Source organism: Phaeovulum sp. W22_SRMD_FR3 (assembly GCF_052113705.1).
Taxonomy (GTDB): Bacteria; Pseudomonadota; Alphaproteobacteria; order Rhodobacterales; family Rhodobacteraceae; genus JBGQOG01.
Map to the genome: position 1 here is coordinate 91,250 of NZ_JBGQOG010000008.1, position 19,030 is coordinate 110,279.

The window sequence follows — 19,030 nt, forward strand, 5'->3', positions numbered from 1 at the left end:
CATGTGCAAGATCCTTGTCATCCATACCGGCGGCACCATCGGCATGGCGCCGGGGCCGGACGGCCTCGCCCCTGCCCCGGGTTTGCTGGAGGCGGCCCTGCACCGTATCGCCCCGGAGGGGGTGACGCTGGAGGTGATCAGCTTTGATCCTTTGCTCGACAGTGCCGATATTGGCCCGGCGCATTGGAACCAGATGATCGACCCGATCGCGGCGGCCCTGCGCGGCGCCGAGGGCGGACTCTGCGGCGCGATCATCACCCATGGCACCGACACCATGTCCTACACGGGCGCCGCGCTGGAGGCCGCGCTGGCGGGCTGTCCGGTGCCGGTGGTGCTCTGCGGGGCGATGGTGCCGCTGGAGATGGGCGGCGATGCCGAGGCCAATCTGGCGCTGGCGCTGGAGCTGGCACAATCCGCCGCGCCCGGTGTCTGGCTGGCCTTTGCGGGCCAGCAGATGCGGGCAGGCGCGGTGGTCAAGGCGCAGTCCTCCGAGGCGGATGCGTTTCGCGAAGTGCCGGATCTGCCCTGCATTGACAGCGTTTTTGGCCCCAGGCGCTTTGCCCCCCGCGAGCTGGCCATCCTGACGCTGACGCCGGGTCTGAGCGCCACGGCGCTGGCGGCGATGCTGGCCCCCCTCGACGGGGCGGTGCTGCGGGTGTTCGGCAGTGGCACGATGCGCAATGATCCGGCCCTGGCCTGCGTTCTGGCCACGGCCATCGCCCAGGGCTGCAAGCTGGTGGCGGTCAGCCAATGCGAGGCGGGCGGGCTGGAACCCGGCACCTATGCGGCGGGCGCGGCGCTCTGGCATGCGCGGGTGATCAACGGTGGCACCCTGACCCCCGAGGCCGCCCTGGCCCGGCTTTGGCTCGATCTGATCTGATCGCAGGCTGACGGAATTGCAAAAGGGGCCCGGCGGGGCCCCTTTTCTTTTCAGGCAACGGGTGCCGGATCAGCCCCGCGGCTTCCACGCGGTCAGGTCCAGATCCAGATCGGCAAATTTCGCCGGATCGAGGACCGGCTGCACCACGCCCGCCTTCAGCTGCTGGCGGTAGTCGCGCAGCACGCGCATCGCCACCGGGAAGAGCATCATCAGCGCAATCAGGTTGACCAGCGCCAGAACGCCCATCATCGGATCCGAGAAGAAGAACACCGCTGTCGCGCCCGGCGCCGTCGCCCCGAGGAAGACAATCGCCACCACGGCAATCCGCAGCACATGCCGCGCCGCCGGATGTTTGCTCAGCACCGCCAGTGCATTCTCGCCCAGATAGTAGTTGTAGATGATGGAGGAGAAGGCAAAGAGCAGGATCGCGAAGGTCAGCAGGTATTTCGACCAATCCCCGAAATGCGAGGCCAGCGATTGCTGGGTCAGCGCCACGCCGTCCACGCCCTCGGCACCCGGCACATATACGTCCGAGAGCAGGATGATGAAGGCGGTGCAGGAGCAGATCACGATGGTGTCGATAAAGACCGAGAAGCTCTGCGTGATGCCCTGGCTCATCGGGTGACGCACATCTGCCGTGGCCGCCACGTTCGGGGCCGAGCCGAGCCCGGCCTCGTTCGAGAAGAGGCCCCGCTTGAGGCCCTGCGCGATGGCCGCCCCCATGCCGCCCGCTACGGCTTCGTTCAGACCGAAAGCGTTGGTGACAATATCATAAAGCACGCGCGGCAATTCGGTGATGTTCATCGCAATGATCACCAGCGCCATCGCCAGATAGGTGACCGCCATGATCGGCACGATCAGATCGGCCGCCTTGGCAATCCGGTGAATCCCGCCATAAACGATAAAGCCCGAGATGATCGCCAGCAAAATGCCGGTCCACAGACGGTCAATCCCCAGGCTGTCATGCACCGCGCCCGCAAAGGTGTTGCCTTGGAACGCATTGAACCCCAAAGCAAAAGCCGCGATCAGGCAGATCGCATAGATCACCGCCAGCCAGCGGTATTCCTTGCCCAGGCCCTTGAGGATGTAATCGGCCGGACCGCCCCGAAAGGTGCCGTCGCCGTTCGAGCTTTTGAACAGCTGCGCCAGCGTACACTCGATCAGACTGGTCGCCATCCCGACAAGGGCAATGGCCCACATCCAGAACACAGCCCCCGGCCCGCCCAGCGAAATCGCCACTGCAACGCCCGCGATATTGCCGCCACCCACGCGGCCGCCCACCGAGACCAGCAGCGCCTCCCGCGCGCTGATCGAGTTCGGATCGCTGCTTTCGCTGTCCTTGCGCAGCACGCCGAACATGCGGCCGAAATATTCCAGCTGCACAAAACCGGTCATGATGGTGATGAACACACCAAACACCACGAGGATCGGGATCAAGGCCCATCCCCAGGTGAGGCTGTCGATCACCCCAAAGAAATCTCTGATTGTTTCCATTCGTCCCTCCCGCCACTTTGAGCGTTGTTTTCGTGCTGCCGGCCAAGGCCGATCGGGTCCTGTCGCCCCCCCGAGGATCAGCAATGCGCCATCATCGTGCAACAATTCCCTGAGGCAATTTCGCTGATCTGACGCGAATGGCGCGCCTTTGCGCCCTTTTGGCGCAAGTTCGCGCAAATTATGACGACGCGGCCCGGCCCTCGGCGCGGCCGACAGCGGCGAGGGTGCCTCGGAGGAGGGCCCAACCGCCCCGCGCCGCCCGTCTTTGCCCCGAGTCATCCGCAGCCATCGGCGGTTGCCCACCTGCACGCGCGCCAAGTGCGCTTGTGCCGCAGAACGCATTCCCGTAGCACTTGAACAACCGACAACAAGGGCCGGAACGCATGATTGAACGCTTTGAACTGGGCGGACTCTACCTGGTTACGCCAAGACGATTTGGCGATGACCGGGGCTTTTTCGCTGAAACCTGGAACCGAAAAGTGTTTGAAGCCGCCGGTATCGAGATTGATTTCGTTCAGGACAACCATTCCGTCTCGGCAAAATCCGGGACCGTGCGCGGCTTGCATTTCCAGGCGCCGCCGCATGCACAGGCCAAGCTGGTGCGCTGCGGGCGCGGAAGTTTGCTGGATGTCACGGTCGACATCCGCAAGGGCTCGCCGAGCTACGGTAAATGGGCGGCGGTTGAACTGTCGGCGGAGAACGGCAAGCAACTGCTGATCCCGGCAGGCTTTGCGCATGGCTTTGTGACGCGCGCCCCAGATACCGAAATCGTCTACAAATGCTCGGCTTACTACAATCAGGGTGCCGAAGGCGCCTTGCGTTGGAACTGCCCCGACATCGGCATCGACTGGGGCATTGAAGAGGCGGCAGGGATCTCGCCCAAGGATGCCGCAGCGCCCTGCCTCGCTGATTTTGAGAGCCCCTTTACCTACGGAGACTGTTGATGAAACTCCTCGTTACCGGCGGCGCCGGTTTCATTGGCTCGGCGGTTGTCCGTCTGGCCATTGCGCGCGGTCATCAGGTGGTCAATCTCGACGCGCTGACCTATGCCGCCTGTCTGGAGAATGTTGCCGAAGCCGCCCAGAGCCCGCTCTATGCCTTTGAACAGGCTGACATCCGCGACCGCGCGGCGCTCGACCGGATCTTTGCCGCGCATCAGCCCGATGTGGTGATGCATCTGGCGGCCGAAAGCCATGTCGACCGCTCGATCGACGGCCCGGGTGATTTCATCTCGACCAATGTCACCGGCACCTACACCATGCTCGAGGCCGCGCGCGCCTATTGGCTGGCGCGGGACAAGCCGGAGGCTTTCCGCTTTCACCACATCTCGACCGATGAGGTTTTCGGCTCGCTCGGTGCCACCGGGCAGTTCACCGAAGAAACGCCCTATGATCCGCGCTCGCCCTATTCCGCGTCAAAGGCGGCCTCGGACCATCTGGTGCGCGCCTGGGCCGAGACCTATGGCCTGCCGGTCGTGCTGACCAATTGCTCGAACAATTACGGCCCCTTCCACTTCCCGGAAAAGCTGATCCCGGTGGTCATCCTGAACGCGCTGGCCGGAAAACCGCTGCCGATTTACGGCGATGGCTCGAATGTGCGCGACTGGCTTTATGTCGAGGACCACGCCGATGCGTTGCTGTTGGTGGTGGAAAAGGGCGCGCTGGGGCGCAGCTATAACATCGGCGGCGAGAACGAACGCTCAAACCTCGAACTGGTGAAAACCCTCTGCGCCATTCTGGATGAGAAGCGCCCGAAGGCCAGCGGCTCCTATGCCGATCAGATCACCTTTGTGACCGACCGGCCGGGGCATGATGCGCGCTATGCCATTGATCCCAAACGCATCCGCGAAGAGCTTGGCTGGCGGCCCTCGGTCACCGTCGAGGAAGGTCTGGCCAGAACCGTGCAATGGTATCTCGACAATGAAGCCTGGTGGCGGCCCCTGCAGGCGCGTGCCGGGGTGGGGCAACGGCTGGGCACCAAGGCATGAATGCAGGTGGCATGATCCTGGTTTTCGGCCAAACCGGACAGGTGGCGCGGGCGCTGGCGCGTGACCCCGCCACCCGCTGCCTTGGGCGTGAGGCGGCGGATCTGTCGGACCCCACCGCCTGCGCTGCCGCCATCCTCGCCGCCAAGCCCGCGGCTGTGATCAATGCCGCCGCCTGGACCGCCGTGGACAAGGCCGAGACCGAGGAGGCCACCGCGACGGTCATCAACGGCGAGGCACCCGGCGCGATGGCGCGCGCCTGTGCCAGCTTGCAGATTCCCTTCGTGCAGATCTCGACCGATTACGTCTTTGACGGCTCGGGTGATGCGCCCTGGCAGCCCGGCGATCCCACCGGCCCGCTCAGCGCTTATGGCCGCAGCAAACTGGCGGGCGAGATTGCGGTGCAGGCGGCGGGGGGCATCTATGCAATCCTGCGCACCTCTTGGGTGTTTTCGGCGCAGGGCGCGAATTTCGTGAAAACCATGCTGCGCCTTGGGGCGGAGCGGCCAAATCTCTCGGTGGTTGCCGATCAGATCGGCGGGCCGACCCCGGCGGCGGACATCGCGGCAGCCTGCCTCGCGATGGCGCGCGGGCTGGTTGCCGAGCCGGAAAAATCCGGCATCTACCACCTCTCGGGCGCGCCCGATGTCTCTTGGGCCGATTTCGCCCGCGCCATCTTTGACCGCGCCGGACTGACAGCCGAGGTCGCGGAGATTCCCACCAGCGCCTATCCGACCCCGGCGCGGAGGCCCGGCAATTCACGGCTGGACTGCGCCACGCTCGCGACGTTTGGCCTCGCCCGCCCCGACTGGCGCGACGGCCTCGACCATGTACTTTCTGACCTTGGAGCCTCAAAATGACCCAACGCAAAGGCATTATTCTGGCGGGCGGCTCGGGCACGCGGCTCTATCCGCTGACCATGGCCGTCTCCAAGCAGCTGATGCCGATCTATGACAAGCCGATGATCTATTATCCGCTCTCGGTGCTGATGCTGACCGGCATCCGCGAGATTGCGATCATCACCACGCCGGAAGATCAGGCGCAGTTCATCCGCCTGATGGGCGACGGCAGCCAATGGGGCCTCAGCCTGACCTACATCGTGCAGCCGAGCCCCGACGGCTTGGCGCAGGCCTATATCCTCGCCGAGGAGTTTCTGGCGGGGGCGCCCTCGGCGATGGTGCTGGGCGACAACATCTTCTTTGGCCATGGTCTGGTGGAAACGCTGACCGCCGCCGATGCCAAGACCGATGGCGGTACGGTGTTCGGCTATCATGTGGCCGATCCCGAGCGCTATGGTGTGGTCGACTTTGACGCCGATGGCACCGTGCGCGAGATCATCGAAAAGCCTGCCGTTCCCCCGTCAAACTACGCCGTGACCGGTCTCTATTTCCTCGATGGCGATGCGCCGCGCCGCGCCCGCGCCGTCACCCCCTCGGCACGGGGCGAGCTGGAAATCGTCTCGCTGCTCGAGATGTATCTGCACGACGGCAAGCTGAGCGTTGAGCGGATGGGCCGTGGCTTTGCCTGGCTGGACACCGGCACGCATGGCAGCCTGCTGGATGCGGGGAATTTCGTGCGGACCCTCTCGGTGCGGCAGGGGATGCAATCGGGCTGCCCGGAAGAGATCGCCTTTCATGCGGGCTGGATCAGCGCCGATCAGATGCGCGAACACGCCAAGAAGTTTGGCAAGAGCGATTATGGCCGCTATCTGACCGCCGTCCTGCGCGAAGCAAACTGACGCGCGCCGGTGGCGGGGGTCAGAGCCCCGCCGCCCGCCCCCAGCGGATCAACTGCACCCGCTCTTCGGGGCTGATGTCGGTCAGATTGGCGGGGGGCATGGCATGGGTCAGCCCCGCCTGCAGATAAATCTCGGGGGCATGGTGCAGAATATCCGCCCGGGTTTCCAGCACCACGCCCTTGGGCGGGAAATGCACCCCCTCCCAGACCGGCTCGCGCGCGTGGCACATCGAGCAGCGGCCGAGCACGATGCTCTCGGCATCCTCAAACCCCGGTGCCATCGCGAATTTCTCTTCCAAAGCGGTCAGCGGGCGGGCTTCGGCTTCGTCATAGGTGCCGAGATCGCGCAGGGGTGCGGTGGAAAGCCAGGCGATGGTCAGGAACAGGATCACCGTCACCGCCCAGGTCCAATGCGGCCCGCTGCCGGTGGCATGTTTGGTGTTGAAATAATGCCGGATCGTGACGCCCATCAAAAAGACCAGCGCCGGGATGGCCCAAGAATATTCCGTCGCAAACGCCAGCGGGTAATGCGTGGAGAGCATCAGGAACACCACCGGCAGCGTCAGGTAGTTGTTATGGGTCGAGCGCAGCTTGGCGATCTTGCCGTATTTTGCATCGGGTTTGCGGCCCGCTTTCAGATCGGCCACCACGATCCGCTGATTGGGCATGATGATCAGGAACACATTCGCGGTCATGATCGTCGCGGTAAAGGCCCCCAGATGCAGCAGCGCCGCGCGGCCGGTGAAGATCTGATGATAGCCCCAGGACATCGCCACCAGAAGCAGGAACAGGAGCACCATCAGCAGCGTTGGCCGCCGCCCGAGCGGTGATTTGCACAGAAAATCATAGACCAGCCAGCCGATCGACAGCGAGGCCGCCGAAATCGCAATCGCCTGCCAAACCTCCAGATCCGCCTTGGACGGATCAATCAGATAGAGCCGCGCGCCGACCCAATAGACGATCATCAGCAGGCCCGCGCCCGAGAGCCAGGTGGTGTAGCTTTCCCATTTGAACCAGGTCAGATGTTCGGGCATCGCCTCGGGCGCCACGAGATATTTGCGGATGTGGTAAAAGCCGCCGCCATGCACCTGCCATTCCTCGCCAAAGGCGCCGGGCGGCAGGTCGGGGGATTTCCGCAACCCGAGATCAAGGGCGATGAAGTAAAAGGATGACCCGATCCAGGCCATGGCCGTCACCACATGCAGCCAGCGGACGGCAAAGCCCAGCCATTCCCACAATACCGTCAGATCGTACATCCCGCCCCCATTCGCGTCTCTTCTTGTTCGCCCAATCCTAGCGCCTCCGGCATCCTTCGGCTATTCTTGACAATGACAAAGCTGTTTCAAAAAAAGCAAGCCAATGCCCTCGCTTGATGCCCTGCGTACCTTCATCCGTGTCTATGAATTGGGCAGCATGTCCGCGGCCGGCCGCGATTTGCGCATTTCCTCGGCAGTGACCTCGGCGCGGATCGCGCAGCTTGAAGAGCATCTGGGCGTGCGCCTCTTTCAGCGCACCACCCGCCGTCTGTCGCCCACCGAACAGGGACGGGTGTTTTATGACGGCACCACTGCCGCCCTTGCCGCGTTGACCGAAGCCGAAGCGGCGGTCTCGGCGCTGACCGAAACCCCGCGCGGCCTGCTGCATCTCTCGGCACCTCTCGGGCTGGGGCGTCGGCTGATCGCGCCGGAAATCCCTGACTTCGCCGATCTCTATCCGCAGATCGACCTGCGGCTGCGGCTGAGCGACCGGCGGGTGGATCTGACCGCGGAGGGGATTGATGTCGCCTTCATCCTCGGCCGCCCCGCCGACAGCAGCCTGCGGCTGCGCGCCTTTGCCGAATGCCCGCGCCTGCTCTGCGCCGCGCCCGCCTATATTGCCGCGCGCGGCATGCCCGTGGGTGGTGCCGATCTGGAGGGCGGGCGGCATGATTGTCTGAACCTGCGGTTCCCCGGCGCCACCGAGTTTCACTGGACGCTGCAAACCGCCACCGGCCCGCGCAAATTCCGCGTCTCCGGGCGTTTTGAATGCGACGACGGCGATGTGCTGACCGATTGGGCGCTGGCCGGGCGGGGCATCGTGCTGAAACCCGTCTTTGAGGTTGCCGAACATCTGGCGCAGGGCCGTCTGGTGCCGGTGGCGCGCGCCACGCCACCACTGCCGGTGACACTGGCCTGCCTGATCACCGACACCCGGCGGCGCGATCCAAAGATCGGGCTTCTGATCGATTTCATGGCCGCGCGGCTGACCCGGCGTTTGCGGGCGGAAGAGGGGAAATTTCCCCCCGCCCGCGCTCTCAGCGCAGAAAGCTGAACATATCCGCCAGTTCCGCCCAGGTCGCGGCGGAATTGGCCGAGAGGAGCGCGCCCTGCCGCAACTCGGGGCGGTAGGGGCTGCCATCCAGCATCGCCACCTTGCCCCCCGCCTCCGTCACGATCAGCGCGCCCGCCGCATGGTCCCAGACGTTGAGGTTGCCCGAGAGGCAGAAATCCACGCCCCCTTCGGCCAGCATCCGGTATTCATGCGCCGCACAGCGCAGCGAGAGCACGCGCGAAAACTCGGGCATGAGCGCCGCCAGCCTGTGCTGATCCGACTTCGGAAAGAGGCCCAGCGGCAGAAACCCCACCCGCTCGGACAAAGGCCGGTCCGGGCCACAGGCCAGCGGCCGCGTGCCACCGTCGCGCGCCCAATGCGCCCCCTCGCCCGGCGCCGCCCAGATCCAGTCATCCATCACCGGATCGAGATGCAGGCCAAAGACCACCTCGCCCGCCTCGATCACCGACAGAATCATGCCAAAGCCGCATTGCCCCCGCGCGAAGGGCCAGGTCCCGTCGATCGGGTCGATGACAATCGCCCGTGCCTGCCCCGGCAGCGCGTCAAGCGAGACCGCCCCCGCCGAAACCGCCTCTTCGCCGATCACAAAGGCGGTGGGAAAGGCCAGGGCAAAGGCGCTAGTGAGGGCCGCTTCGCAGGCCAGATCCGCCTCGGTCACCAGATCCTGCGGCCCGCTTTTGGTGCTGATCTGCGCCGGGGCCAATTGCCGGAACCGCGGCATTACTTCGGTGCGGGCAACATGGCGGGCAATGCGGATGAATTCGGCGCGCTCAGCAAGATCAAAGGCCAAAGGCTTACTCCTCAGGGGTCAGACCGCAGGCTGCGACGCGGGGCGGCGGATTGCAAGAGCGCGCGGACTTGCCAGCCGCGCCCCCTGCATGCGACAACCTTTTTCAGAGTGAGGAGCCCTTCGTCATGACCGTCCACGGCCCGTCCGTGGCGCAATCAACCTATCGGAAATTGCGCCACAACATCATATTCGGCCTGCTGCCCCCCGACACCCGGCTGCGGCTGGAAGATCTGCGCGAACCTTACGGGGCCAGCATCCCGACCCTGCGCGAAGTGCTGAACCGACTGGCCTCGGAAGGGCTGGTCGTGGCCGAAGATCAACGCGGCTTCGCGGTGGCCCCCATATCTGTTTCCAATCTTCTGGAACTTGCAAATTTACGAAAACTGCTGGAACTTCATGCGCTTGAGCTGTCATTCGCGGCGGGTGATACCGAATGGGAAAGCCGTGTGGTCGCGGCGCATCACAAGCTCAGCCGTATCGAAAAGCGGATGATGGCGGGCGAGGCCTGCGACCGCACCGAATGGAAGCGCTATGATTTCGAGTTTCACAAGGTGATGATCGAGGGCTGCGGCTCGGGCGAGTTGATGGCGGCGCATGGGGCGGCATTTGACAAATACCTGCGCTATCAGATGCTGTTCCTGACCTTTCGCGGCGCGGTTGCCGCTGACGAGCATCAGGCCTTGCTGGAAGCTGCCGTCACCCGCGACATTTCCCGCGCGCGGGACGTGTTGACCCGGCATATCGACGGCGGGGTCGAGCATGCCCTTGCCGCCTACCGGGCACAGCAAAAGGCCCCCGAGACGATCCCGGGGGCCTGAGGCAATTTACGTCTTTCTCAGCCGAGATAGCCGAAATAACGCGGCAGGAAGAGCGAGAGATCCGGCACGAAAATCAGGATCCCCAGCGCAACCAGCAGGGCAAAGAGGAAGGGCAGCACGCCGGTGATGATCTCGCGCAGGCTGATGCCGGTGACCGCGTTCAGCACGAACAAAAGGATGCCATAGGGCGGCGTCACCAGCCCCAACATGCAGTTGACCACCGCGACCACGCCAAAGTGGATAAGATCGATCCCCAGCGCCTTGCAGGTCGGGATGAACAGCGGCAGTACCACCAGAATGATCGTGGTGGCATCCAGCAGACAGCCCAGCACCAGGAGCATGACGTTGATGGCCAGCAGGAAGACAATCGGGCTGACATCCATCCCCGACAGCCAGTTTTGCAACAGGACGGGGATCCGCTCGGAGGCGACGATATAGTTGAAGATCAGCGCGCAGCCGATGACGATGCCGACCGTGGCCGCCTGTTTCGCACTGTCGACAAAGACGCGGTAGAGCTCCTTGGCCTTCAGCGCGCGGTAGACCAGCCCCGCCAGGATCAGCGCATAAAGCGCGGCGATCGAGGCGGCTTCGGTCGGGGTGGTGGCCCCGCCATAGATGCCGCCCAGCAGGATCACCGGCATCAGCAGCACCGGAATCGCCCGGAAGGTCAGCCGCGGCAGTTCGCGCAGCGGCACCGGCGCCTCTTGCACGATGTGATGCCGCGCGGCCATGAAATAGTTCATCACCATCAGCATCAGCGCCATCAGAAAGCCCGGCACGATCCCCGCCAGAAACAGATAGCCGATGCTCTGATCCGAGATCAGCGCATACATCACCATCGGGATCGAGGGCGGGATGATCGGCCCGATGGTGGCCGAGGCGGCGGTGATCCCCGCCGCATAAGACCGGCTGTAGCGCCCGTCCTTGGTCATCATGCCGATGATGATCTTGCCCGGACCCGCCGCATCGGCCACGGCCGAGCCGGACATGCCCGCAAAGATCAGCGAAGTGACAATGTTCACATGCCCCAGCCCGCCCCGGAACCGGCCCACGAGCGCCACACAGAACGCCAGCAGCCTGTCACTGACAGTGCCCGCATTCATGATGTTGGCGGCGATGATGAACAAGGGCACCGCGAGCAGGATATAGCCGTCATAGATCGACTGGATCAGCTGCTCGGCGGCCAGCGACAGATCGGCCCCCATCATCGCCAGATAGACGATGGCCGAGATCAGCAGCGAATAGCCGATGGGCGCCCCCAGCCCCGCCAGCACGAAGAGCGCGACGAGGCAGATGAGAAATGCGATGCTCATTCAGATCTCCTCGCCCGGAACCAAAGGTGCCTCGGGCGGAAACTCGCCGCGCAAAAGCCGGTAGAGGCCGTAGCCATAACGGGCAATCAGGGCGACGCAAAAAACGATGTAGATGATGAAAATGCGGTCCAGCGGGATGCGCAGGGTCGCACTTTTCTTGATGTGGTAAAAGCTGACATAGCCCCAGCTGTCGGGCAGGGCCACCAGCAAACCGATGACGATCGAGGCCGCGGCAATCATCGCAAAGATCCGGCGCCGCGCGGGTCGGGCGGCGCTGTAGATCAGGTCGAATTTCACATGGTCGGTCTCTTTCAGGCAGAACGCACAGGTCCACAGCACCAGCCACAACCAGAGCGTCAGGCACAGTTCCACCGTCCAGCCGACAGGGAAATTGAAAAGATAGCGGGCGGCGATCTGCGCGATGAAGGTGGCGAACATGGCGGCAAGCATTGCTGCCGCCACGCCCTCGGCTCCTCGGCGCAGCCCCGTGATCAGGTGCTGCATGGGACCCCCTTATTTTGCTGCGTTGATCTTATCAACGATGCCTTCCGGCCAGGCCGCGGCATATTCCGATTTCAGATATTCCGCCTGCACATGCGTGCGGAATGCGTCAACATCGGGCGTGTAGACCTTCAGCCCCTGATCCTTGAAGAACTGCTCCAGCTCGGTTTCCAGCGCCAATTGCTTGGTGCGGCCCGATTCAGCCGCATCGTCGGCGGCCTTTTGCATCTGTGCCTGCTGTTCCGGGGTCAGGCTGTCCCAGACCTTTTTCGAAATCGCCAGATAGTTGAGGTCGACCAGATGCGAGGTCAGCACGATCTGCTTAGTGACCTCGTAGAATTTCGAGTCGCGGTCGGTCGGCAGCGGGTTGTCCTGCCCGTCGATCGCGCCGGTTTGCAGGCCGGTATAGACCTCACCAAAGGCCATCGGCGTCGGGTTGGCGCCAAGCGCGGTGCCCAGGAACTGCCAGGCGTCGGTGCCCGGCATCCGCAGCTTGATGCCTTTCAGATCGGCCGGGGTCTTGATCTCGCCTTCGGTGCGCAGGTTCAGCTGACGGCGGCCCAGATACATGACGGTGAGCAGCTTCACGCCCAGCTCATCCTCGGCCTTTTGCTTGAACGGGTCCATCAGCGGATCGTTGAACACCGCCACCTGATGCGCCGCGTCGCGGTGCAGATAACCCGCGGTGAAGACCGAGAATTCCGGCAGGAAGGTGGCGAGTTCCTGTGCCGAGGTGATCGCCATGTCGAGGTTGCCGCGCGAGATCGCCTCAAGCTCGGTCGCCTGCTTGAACAGGGTGCCGTTGTAATAGGGTTCATAGGTCGCGAAACTGGCGACGGCAGGGCCAAAGACCTCGGCCAGCGCGACGCAGCGCTGATCGGTCTCGGAGGCGGCGGTGGCCATCCGCAGCGTGATGTTCGCGGCCAGCGCCACACGGGTGCTCGCGGCGAAAGCAGCGGCGGCGGTCGCGCCCAGCATCGCGCGACGCGTCATGGAAAATGTCATGGTATTCCTCCCTCACCATTGGGGCACCTCCCTCCCCGGAGATGCGCTCGGTCAATCGTTGCCAAGATTCGACCGGGCTGTCTAGCAAAAGCGACAGGTGAGCGCATATTAAAACGATTGACCGGAAAAAATCTTAGGTTGTCAAAAATAACGATTATTCATCTTTTCATCGACGACACACCGCGCCACACTACACGCAGGGAGAAGGAGTCGTCATGGCGATTGAGGCGAGGACGGGCCGTAAGGCGACGATTGCGTCGCGTTTGGCCGAAACATTGCGCGAGGAGGTTTTGGCCGGCCGGCTGGAACCCGGCGCCAAGATCAATCTGGACCGGCTGCGCGAAGCGATGGGCGTTTCGGCCAGCCCGCTGCGCGAGGCGATGGGCCGGCTGGTGGCTGAGGGGCTGGTCGAATCCGAGGATCAGCGTGGCTACCGGGTGGTTTCAGCCTCGCTGTCGCAACTGCGCGAGGTCATCGAACTGCGCATTGAGGTGACCATGCTCGCCCTGCGGCATTGCGTGAACGAGGGGACGCTGGATTGGGAAAGCGATCTGATGGGCGCGCTCTACCGGCTGACCCGCAGCGAGATCGACCCCGCCCGCCCCGACAGCCTGGCCGCCTGGGAAATTGCGCACCGCAACTTTCACCATGCGCTGATCGCCGATTGCCGCCGCCCGATGTTGCTGGCGCTCTGCACCCGCCTGCAGATGCTGCATGACCGCTATCGCCGGATGGCGCCGCCGGTGGCGGGCGATCCGACGCTGGCCGCCGATCACCGCGCCATTGCCGAAGCCGCCGTGGCACGCGATGCTGACACCGCCGTTTCCCTGCTGCGCGACCATTTCGCGCATAACGGGGCCCGGCTGACCGAGTGCCTCGCGGACCGGCTGCCCGAAACCGCCGTTGCTTTTCCCGAGACACGCCATTTCTGAACCGGAGCCTGAGATGACCAAGCCGATCTATATCCTGAACGGTCCCAACCTGAACCTGCTGGGCCAACGCCAACCCGAGATCTATGGCCGCGAGACGCTGGCCGATGTCGAGGCCGATTGCGCCCGCGTTGCCGCCGAAAAGAACATGAGCGTCAAGCTGTTCCAATCGAACCACGAAGGCGTGGTCATCGACACCATCCATGAGGCGCGGCAGGAGGCCTGCGGCATCATCATCAACCCCGGCGCTTTCACCCATACCTCTGTGGCCATTCTCGATGCGCTGAACACCTTTGAGGGGCCGGTGATCGAGGTGCATATCTCCAACGTGCACAAGCGCGAGAGCTTTCGTCACCATTCCTATGTCAGCCTGCGGGCGGACGGGGTGATCGCCGGTCTCGGAACCGAGGGCTATCAGGCCGCCGTGCGCCGCATCGGCACTCTGGTCAGCAAATGAGTGCGCCAGTCCGCCTTGCGGTTGCCGGTGCGGGCCTGATCGGCAAGCGCCACGTGGATGCGATCGCGCAATGCCCCGGCGCCACACTCGCCGCCATTGTCGACCCCATGCCCGCCGCCGCCGATTATGCGGCGGGCCTTGGCGTGCCCTATTTCGCCGATCTGACCGCGCTGTTCGATGCCGGATGTGCCGAGGGCGTCATCCTCGCCACGCCGAACAACATGCATGTCGAGGGCGGGCTGGCCTGCGTGGCGGCCGGTTTGCCTGCTTTGGTGGAAAAACCGCTGGCCACGGATCTGACAGAGGCGCGGCGGCTGGTCGAGGCGGGTGAAGCCGCTGGCGTGCCGCTGCTGACCGGCCATCACCGCCGCCACAACCCGCTGATTGCCGACGCTCATGCGCGGATCAAGGCAGGCGAGATCGGCCAGGTGGTCTCGGCGCATTCCATGTTCTGGCTGGTCAAGCCGGATGATTATTTCGACATTCCCTGGCGGCGCGAAAAGGGGGCCGGGCCGATCCTGACCAACCTCGCGCATGACATCGACCTGTTGCGGCATCTGGTGGGCGATGTCCGGGCGGTGCAGGCGGCGCAAAGCTCTGCCGCGCGCGGGCACGCCATCGAGGACAGCTGCGTGGTGACGCTGGAATTCGTCAATGGCGCGCTGGGAACGGCGAATATCTCGGACACCATCCCCGCCCCCTGGAGCTGGGAAATGACCACGGGCGAGAACCCCGCCTATCCGAAGACCGATCAGGCCTGCTATCTGATCGGCGGCACCGAAGGCGCGCTTGAGCTGCCCGCAGGGCGGATCTGGCAACATGCCGGAAAGCGCAGCTGGTGGTCGCCGCTGGCCTCCCGCACCGCGCCGCGTGTTTCGGGCGATCCACTGGTGCTGCAGATCGCACAATTCGCCCGCGTCATCCGCGAGGGCGAGGCGCCGCTGGTGTCGGCGCGCGAAGGGCTGAAAACGCTGGAGGTCATTGCGGCCATTCAGACCGCCGCTGCCGAGCATCGCCGCATCTTGCTGTGAAACGCGCGCGCCGTCCTGCTGACGCAATGGGCCGGCGCGCGCTGCGGCGGCCCTGCCCGGCGCCGTTACTGCCCCCTTCCCTGCGCCCTGCGCCCGGTTTCTTCCCGCGGAAAAACGGTGGCGCTGCGGCGGCCGCGCCGCCCGGCGCTTGCGCAAAGGACCGATCATGCTCGCGCTGCTGCTGTTGACCCTGCCCATCTATCTGCTGGTCGGGTTGGGCTATGTGATCGTGCGCTCGGATTATGTATCCGCCGCCGATCTCAAACCCATCGGTCAATTGGTGCTGCGCGTCTCGATGCCCGCACTGATCTTTCTGGCGATCAGCCGCCTGCCGATCCGCGAGGCGTTGCGCTGGGATTTCATCGGCGGCTATCTGGCCGGGTCGCTGCTGGTCTTTGCCTTTGGCTTTTTGGCCGCGCGGGTGATCTTCCGGCGGCCGATGGCCCCGGCGGCAATGATCGCGCTGGGGATGTCCTGCTCAAACTCTGCCTTCATGGCGTTTCCGATCGCCACCACGGTGGTCGGCGAGGGGCCTGCCATTCAGGTGCTGCCGCTGGCGATGCTGGTTGAGAATTTGATCATCATCCCGCTGGCGCTGACCTTGGCGGAACTGCAGGGCGGTCACAGCCCTGCGTTGGCTCTGCGCAAAACGCTGGCCAGCATGGGGCGCAATCCGCTGCTGCTGGCGGTGGCGGCGGGCCTTGCCTTTACCGCGCTTGGCCTGCATTTGCCGGATTTCCTGAGCCGGACGCTGGCACTGCTGGCGCCGATTGCGGCCCCGGTGGCGCTGTTGTCCATCGGCGGCACCGTCGCCACGCTGACCGCCCGTCTGGTCAATCCGCCCATCGTGATGGTGGTGGTGAGCAAGCTGATCCTGCATCCGTTGGCGGTTTGGGCCGGGCTGAGTCTGATCCCCGACCTTGATCCGGTGCTGAAAACCACCGGGATCATTTTTGCCGCTGCGCCGATGCTCTCCACCTTCGCGCTGCTCGGCCTGCGCTATAAGCTTGAAGCCGCGACCGCCACGGCGCTGATCTTTGCCACGGCGGCCTCGTTCTTCACCATTTCAGGGCTGATCGCCCTGCTGGCACCCTAAGCCTATGGCAGGTCCAAAAAGACCCGGCCCGCCTCCAGCCTGGCTGGATAGGTGCCCAGATGCTTGCAGACCGGGGCGCGTTTCGCCTCGCCCGTGCGGTAATCGAACTGCCCATTATGCTTGGGGCATTCGATGACGTAATCCATCACCAGCCCCTCGGCCAGATGTACCTCCTCATGGGTGCACAGTCCGTCGGTGCAGAAGAATTCGCCATCGGGGGAGTGGTAAATCGCATAGGTGCGGCCCGCATGGTCAAAGCGGATCAGGTCTTCTTGGTCGATATCCTCTGCCGCACAGGCGTCAATCCAGGGCATGTCTCATCTCCTCGCTGTTGGGTTATTCTGCCGCCATCGGCAGCGGATAGGCGGCAATGCCGGGGGTGGGCTGGCCGGGCTCAAGATCACCATGAAACTCGGGCCGGTAGGGTTTTGCAGTCGCAGGCAGCGTGCGTTTCACAAACCAGTCGGGGTTTTGAAACTGCTTGCGCACCGCCGGGATCATCTCGGCGAAAGCCGAAGCGATTGAGGGTTGCGCGGGCGGCAGATCATGTTGGATCAGCGCGTGCAGACGCGGCAGCGCGTGATAGGGCACCATCGGGAACATGTGATGCTCCACATGGAAATTCATGTTCCAGTAGATGAAGCGGCTGACCGGGTTCATCAGCACCGTGCGGCTGTTCAGCCGGTGGTCGAGCACATTCTCGGCCAGCCCCACATGCTGCATCAGCCCGGTCATCAGCATGTGCCAGCACCCATAGAGCCGCGGCCCGAGGATCAGCATGAAGGGCAAAACACTGTGCAGGGCCAGCGCCGCCGCCAGGGTTGCCGCATAGATCATGAGCCAGATCCGCGCGGTCCAGAAGACCTTGCTGCGCTCCTGCTCCGGCACAAAGGATTTCACCGTCTCGGGCATATATCCCGCCGCATTGGCCAGCATTTCGCGAAAGGCGGCGATAACATCCAGGATGCCGATGAAGTTCAGCGCCAGTTTCAACAGATCCGCCGGGCGCATCGCCACAATCTCGGGGTCATGGCCGACGATGATCGTATGGGTATGGTGCCGGGTATGGCTCCAGCGCCAGGTCACCGGATTGCGCATCATGCAAAAGCTGGCGATCTGATAGAGCGCGTCATTCATCCAGCGGGTCTTGAACGCGGTGCCATGCCCGCATTCATGCCAGCGGCTGTCCATCGCCGAACCATAAAGCGTGCCATAGATCAGCCAGAACGGCAGCGACCACAGGCTGGGCCAGAGCATCACCCCCGCCACCGCCGCCGCCAGCATCCCGCTGAACAGCACGATGGTATCGCGGATCGCCGGCTGATCCCTACGCGCCATCAGCGCCTTCATCTCCTTGCGCGGCACGTCGGTGTGATACCATGCCGCCGAGACCAGTCCGATCTCTTCGGCCCGTTTCGCATCCCGCCCCAGAAGCGCATAATCGCGGTTGGTCTGCGCCATTCTTCCCTCCGATCCCTGCCGGAGACTGTCCGGCTCTGACCTTCAGCTAGGCGGGCAGGCGGTGACGCGGCAATTTATTTGCCGGGATTTCGCCTGAAATCTTGCAAAAACCCTCAGACAATCCCATCATTCCTTGCAAGAATTTGAGGGGATTTCATGGCGCGCCGCCCACGCATTCACGATCTGGCCGAGGCGGCGGGGGTCTCGGTGGCCACGGTCGACCGGGTGCTCAACGGCCGCCATGCGGTGCGCGCGGAAACCGCCGACCGGGTCTATGCCGCGGCCAAGCGGATCGGCTATCACGCCGCGCCCCTCTTGGAGAAGCGCGTGGGCGCACCGAAACGCAGCCTGCATATCGGCCTGCTCCTGCACGCGCAGGAGGCGGATTTTTACCGCAGCTTCAAATCCTTGGCCGAGGCGGCCGCGCGTGCAGACCCCCGCGCCAAGATCCGCCTTTCCACCGCCTATCTGCCGAGCCAGAACCCGGCTGAAGTGGTGGCCGCGCTGGAGGCGATGGCGGCGCGGGTGCAGATGGTGGCGATGGTGGCCATTGACCATCCCCTGATCAGTGAGGCGGTGGCGGGGCTGAAGGCGCGCGGGGTGCCGGTTTTCGCGCTCTTGTCGGATTTCGCGCAGGGCGCGCGGGCCGCCTATATCGGCACCAACAACCTGCGGGTGGGGCGCACCGCCGCCTGGATGCTGGCGCGCGGCATGGCACGCCCCGCCAAAGTGGCGCTGTTTGTCGGCGGCCACCGCTGGCACGGGCATGAGCTGCGCGAGACCGGCTTTCGCAGCTATTTCCGGCAAGAGCATCCCGAGGTCACGCTGATCGACACCCAGGTCAACCTCGACACGCCGCAGCTGGCCTATGAGGCGGTGCTGTCACTGTTGGCACGGCATGCCGATCTGGCCGGGATCTTTTGCGCGGGCGGCGGGATGGAGGGGATCATCCAGGCCATCCGCGATGAGCGGCGGGCCGGCAATCCGCGGGCGGCACGGGTGGATATTGTGGTGAATGAGCTGACCGAAGTCAGCCGGCACGCATTGGCCGATGGCCTCGTCTCACTGGTGATCGACACGCCGGTGACGGCGATCTGTCAGGCTTTGTTCACCGCCAGCCTCGCGGCACTGGCCGAAGGGCCAGGCGAGGCACCGGGGCAGATTTTCCTCCCCCCGGTGCTGATTTTACCCGAAAGCCTGTGA

At 64.2% G+C, this 19,030-nt stretch carries 20 protein-coding genes; 12 read left to right on the forward strand and 8 right to left on the reverse strand.

The genetic code is table 11. The annotated features are described in order from the left end of the window. Position 1: 1 nt before the first annotated feature. The gene (locus ACEN2S_RS12355) at positions 2–880 is read left to right on the forward strand and encodes an asparaginase domain-containing protein (RefSeq protein ID WP_441866460.1); all 879 of its coding nucleotides are present in this window, start codon (positions 2–4) and stop codon (positions 878–880) included. 69 nt (positions 881–949) lie between these two features. Here ACEN2S_RS12355 and ACEN2S_RS12360 read toward each other — a convergent pair whose 3' ends face one another. Beyond that, positions 950–2,374, reverse strand: coding sequence for an alanine/glycine:cation symporter family protein (locus tag ACEN2S_RS12360; protein WP_441866461.1), 1,425 nt, complete (start codon positions 2,372–2,374; stop codon positions 950–952). Positions 2,375–2,757: 383 nt separating this feature from the next. Between ACEN2S_RS12360 and rfbC the strand changes: the two genes are divergently transcribed. The 4 genes from rfbC to rfbA are packed head-to-tail and all read left to right on the forward strand — an operon-like array spanning position 2,758 to position 6,096. Beyond that, positions 2,758–3,318 carry a dTDP-4-dehydrorhamnose 3,5-epimerase gene (gene rfbC, locus ACEN2S_RS12365; RefSeq protein ID WP_441866462.1) on the forward strand — a complete coding sequence of 187 codons (561 nt, stop codon included), beginning with the start codon at positions 2,758–2,760 and terminating at the stop codon, positions 3,316–3,318. Further along, on the forward strand, positions 3,318–4,361 hold the full coding sequence (gene rfbB, locus ACEN2S_RS12370) for a dTDP-glucose 4,6-dehydratase (RefSeq protein WP_441866463.1): 1,044 nt from the start codon (positions 3,318–3,320) through the stop codon (positions 4,359–4,361). The genes rfbC and rfbB overlap by 1 nt, the downstream gene beginning before the upstream one ends. An 11-nt stretch (positions 4,362–4,372) precedes the next feature. Continuing rightward, the gene (gene rfbD, locus ACEN2S_RS12375) at positions 4,373–5,218 is read left to right on the forward strand and encodes a dTDP-4-dehydrorhamnose reductase (RefSeq protein ID WP_441866464.1); all 846 of its coding nucleotides are present in this window, start codon (positions 4,373–4,375) and stop codon (positions 5,216–5,218) included. Continuing rightward, positions 5,215–6,096 carry a glucose-1-phosphate thymidylyltransferase RfbA gene (gene rfbA, locus ACEN2S_RS12380; protein WP_441866465.1) on the forward strand — a complete coding sequence of 294 codons (882 nt, stop codon included), beginning with the start codon at positions 5,215–5,217 and terminating at the stop codon, positions 6,094–6,096. Before rfbD ends, rfbA begins: the two co-directional genes overlap by 4 nt. Positions 6,097–6,115: 19 nt before the next feature. Here the strand turns inward: rfbA and ACEN2S_RS12385 are convergent, their stop codons facing one another. Continuing rightward, entirely contained in the window at positions 6,116–7,351 is a 1,236-nt protein-coding gene (locus ACEN2S_RS12385; RefSeq protein ID WP_441866466.1) for a urate hydroxylase PuuD, read from the reverse strand. 103 nt (positions 7,352–7,454) lie between these two features. Here ACEN2S_RS12385 and ACEN2S_RS12390 point away from each other — a divergent pair, with 103 nt between their 5' ends. Then, positions 7,455–8,405, forward strand: coding sequence for a LysR family transcriptional regulator (locus ACEN2S_RS12390; protein ID WP_441866467.1), 951 nt, complete (start codon positions 7,455–7,457; stop codon positions 8,403–8,405). Here ACEN2S_RS12390 and ACEN2S_RS12395 read toward each other — a convergent pair. Next, positions 8,389–9,216: an inositol monophosphatase family protein gene (locus ACEN2S_RS12395; protein WP_441866468.1), complete on the reverse strand. Its 828-nt coding sequence runs from the start codon at positions 9,214–9,216 to the stop codon at positions 8,389–8,391. The two genes, ACEN2S_RS12390 and ACEN2S_RS12395, sit on opposite strands and share 17 nt — an antisense overlap. A 125-nt stretch (positions 9,217–9,341) precedes the next feature. On the opposite strand from ACEN2S_RS12395, the gene ACEN2S_RS12400 reads away from it, so the two are divergent. Further along, positions 9,342–10,034, forward strand: a complete 693-nt coding sequence (locus ACEN2S_RS12400) for a GntR family transcriptional regulator (RefSeq protein ID WP_441866469.1) — start codon at positions 9,342–9,344, stop codon at positions 10,032–10,034. A gap of 17 nt (positions 10,035–10,051) precedes the next feature. On the opposite strand, the gene ACEN2S_RS12405 is transcribed toward ACEN2S_RS12400, so the two are convergent. From ACEN2S_RS12405 to ACEN2S_RS12415, 3 genes are read right to left on the reverse strand one after another with little or no spacing between them, the layout of a single operon-like run. Next, positions 10,052–11,347 (reverse strand): TRAP transporter large permease, encoded by a 1,296-nt coding sequence (locus ACEN2S_RS12405; protein WP_441866470.1) that lies wholly within the window; start codon positions 11,345–11,347, stop codon positions 10,052–10,054. Further along, entirely contained in the window at positions 11,348–11,851 is a 504-nt protein-coding gene (locus ACEN2S_RS12410; protein ID WP_441866471.1) for a TRAP transporter small permease, read from the reverse strand. It abuts the gene before it with no gap. 9 nt (positions 11,852–11,860) lie between these two features. Next, positions 11,861–12,853, reverse strand: coding sequence for a sialic acid TRAP transporter substrate-binding protein SiaP (locus ACEN2S_RS12415; RefSeq protein WP_441866472.1), 993 nt, complete (start codon positions 12,851–12,853; stop codon positions 11,861–11,863). A gap of 215 nt (positions 12,854–13,068) precedes the next feature. On the opposite strand from ACEN2S_RS12415, the gene ACEN2S_RS12420 reads away from it, so the two are divergent. The 4 genes from ACEN2S_RS12420 to ACEN2S_RS12435 all read left to right on the forward strand — a co-directional run bounded on the left by ACEN2S_RS12420 (position 13,069) and on the right by ACEN2S_RS12435 (position 16,366). Beyond that, positions 13,069–13,785 (forward strand): GntR family transcriptional regulator, encoded by a 717-nt coding sequence (locus ACEN2S_RS12420; RefSeq protein WP_441866473.1) that lies wholly within the window; start codon positions 13,069–13,071, stop codon positions 13,783–13,785. 13 nt (positions 13,786–13,798) lie between these two features. Next, the gene (aroQ, locus tag ACEN2S_RS12425; RefSeq protein WP_441866474.1) at positions 13,799–14,239 is read left to right on the forward strand and encodes a type II 3-dehydroquinate dehydratase; all 441 of its coding nucleotides are present in this window, start codon (positions 13,799–13,801) and stop codon (positions 14,237–14,239) included. Next, positions 14,236–15,270 (forward strand): Gfo/Idh/MocA family protein, encoded by a 1,035-nt coding sequence (locus ACEN2S_RS12430; RefSeq protein ID WP_441866475.1) that lies wholly within the window; start codon positions 14,236–14,238, stop codon positions 15,268–15,270. The genes aroQ and ACEN2S_RS12430 overlap by 4 nt, the downstream gene beginning before the upstream one ends. A 166-nt stretch (positions 15,271–15,436) precedes the next feature. Beyond that, positions 15,437–16,366, forward strand: coding sequence for an AEC family transporter (locus ACEN2S_RS12435; protein WP_441866476.1), 930 nt, complete (start codon positions 15,437–15,439; stop codon positions 16,364–16,366). Between the two features lie 2 nt (positions 16,367–16,368). On the opposite strand, the gene ACEN2S_RS12440 is transcribed toward ACEN2S_RS12435, so the two are convergent. Both ACEN2S_RS12440 and ACEN2S_RS12445 read right to left on the reverse strand, forming a co-directional pair. Next, positions 16,369–16,680: a MocE family 2Fe-2S type ferredoxin gene (locus ACEN2S_RS12440; protein ID WP_441866477.1), complete on the reverse strand. Its 312-nt coding sequence runs from the start codon at positions 16,678–16,680 to the stop codon at positions 16,369–16,371. 22 nt (positions 16,681–16,702) lie between these two features. Then, positions 16,703–17,827: a fatty acid desaturase family protein gene (locus ACEN2S_RS12445; RefSeq protein WP_441866478.1), complete on the reverse strand. Its 1,125-nt coding sequence runs from the start codon at positions 17,825–17,827 to the stop codon at positions 16,703–16,705. Between the two features lie 156 nt (positions 17,828–17,983). Here ACEN2S_RS12445 and ACEN2S_RS12450 point away from each other — a divergent pair, with 156 nt between their 5' ends. After that, positions 17,984–19,030, forward strand: a complete 1,047-nt coding sequence (locus tag ACEN2S_RS12450; protein ID WP_441866479.1) for a LacI family DNA-binding transcriptional regulator — start codon at positions 17,984–17,986, stop codon at positions 19,028–19,030.

What these genes read in the sequence shown, in the direction of transcription:
- ACEN2S_RS12355 (WP_441866460.1), top strand. Translation starts at nt 2, where the DNA reads ATGTGCAAGATCCTTGTCATCCATACCGGCGGCACCATCGGCATGGCG.
- ACEN2S_RS12360 (WP_441866461.1), bottom strand. Translation starts at nt 2,374, where the DNA reads ATGGAAACAATCAGAGATTTCTTTGGGGTGATCGACAGCCTCACCTGG.
- rfbC (WP_441866462.1), top strand. Translation starts at nt 2,758, where the DNA reads ATGATTGAACGCTTTGAACTGGGCGGACTCTACCTGGTTACGCCAAGA.
- rfbB (WP_441866463.1), top strand. Translation starts at nt 3,318, where the DNA reads ATGAAACTCCTCGTTACCGGCGGCGCCGGTTTCATTGGCTCGGCGGTT.
- rfbD (WP_441866464.1), top strand. Translation starts at nt 4,373, where the DNA reads ATGATCCTGGTTTTCGGCCAAACCGGACAGGTGGCGCGGGCGCTGGCG.
- rfbA (WP_441866465.1), top strand. Translation starts at nt 5,215, where the DNA reads ATGACCCAACGCAAAGGCATTATTCTGGCGGGCGGCTCGGGCACGCGG.
- ACEN2S_RS12385 (WP_441866466.1), bottom strand. Translation starts at nt 7,351, where the DNA reads ATGTACGATCTGACGGTATTGTGGGAATGGCTGGGCTTTGCCGTCCGC.
- ACEN2S_RS12390 (WP_441866467.1), top strand. Translation starts at nt 7,455, where the DNA reads ATGCCCTCGCTTGATGCCCTGCGTACCTTCATCCGTGTCTATGAATTG.
- ACEN2S_RS12400 (WP_441866469.1), top strand. Translation starts at nt 9,342, where the DNA reads ATGACCGTCCACGGCCCGTCCGTGGCGCAATCAACCTATCGGAAATTG.
- ACEN2S_RS12405 (WP_441866470.1), bottom strand. Translation starts at nt 11,347, where the DNA reads ATGAGCATCGCATTTCTCATCTGCCTCGTCGCGCTCTTCGTGCTGGCG.
- ACEN2S_RS12410 (WP_441866471.1), bottom strand. Translation starts at nt 11,851, where the DNA reads ATGCAGCACCTGATCACGGGGCTGCGCCGAGGAGCCGAGGGCGTGGCG.
- ACEN2S_RS12415 (WP_441866472.1), bottom strand. Translation starts at nt 12,853, where the DNA reads ATGACATTTTCCATGACGCGTCGCGCGATGCTGGGCGCGACCGCCGCC.
- ACEN2S_RS12420 (WP_441866473.1), top strand. Translation starts at nt 13,069, where the DNA reads ATGGCGATTGAGGCGAGGACGGGCCGTAAGGCGACGATTGCGTCGCGT.
- aroQ (WP_441866474.1), top strand. Translation starts at nt 13,799, where the DNA reads ATGACCAAGCCGATCTATATCCTGAACGGTCCCAACCTGAACCTGCTG.
- ACEN2S_RS12430 (WP_441866475.1), top strand. Translation starts at nt 14,236, where the DNA reads ATGAGTGCGCCAGTCCGCCTTGCGGTTGCCGGTGCGGGCCTGATCGGC.
- ACEN2S_RS12435 (WP_441866476.1), top strand. Translation starts at nt 15,437, where the DNA reads ATGCTCGCGCTGCTGCTGTTGACCCTGCCCATCTATCTGCTGGTCGGG.
- ACEN2S_RS12440 (WP_441866477.1), bottom strand. Translation starts at nt 16,680, where the DNA reads ATGCCCTGGATTGACGCCTGTGCGGCAGAGGATATCGACCAAGAAGAC.
- ACEN2S_RS12445 (WP_441866478.1), bottom strand. Translation starts at nt 17,827, where the DNA reads ATGGCGCAGACCAACCGCGATTATGCGCTTCTGGGGCGGGATGCGAAA.
- ACEN2S_RS12450 (WP_441866479.1), top strand. Translation starts at nt 17,984, where the DNA reads ATGGCGCGCCGCCCACGCATTCACGATCTGGCCGAGGCGGCGGGGGTC.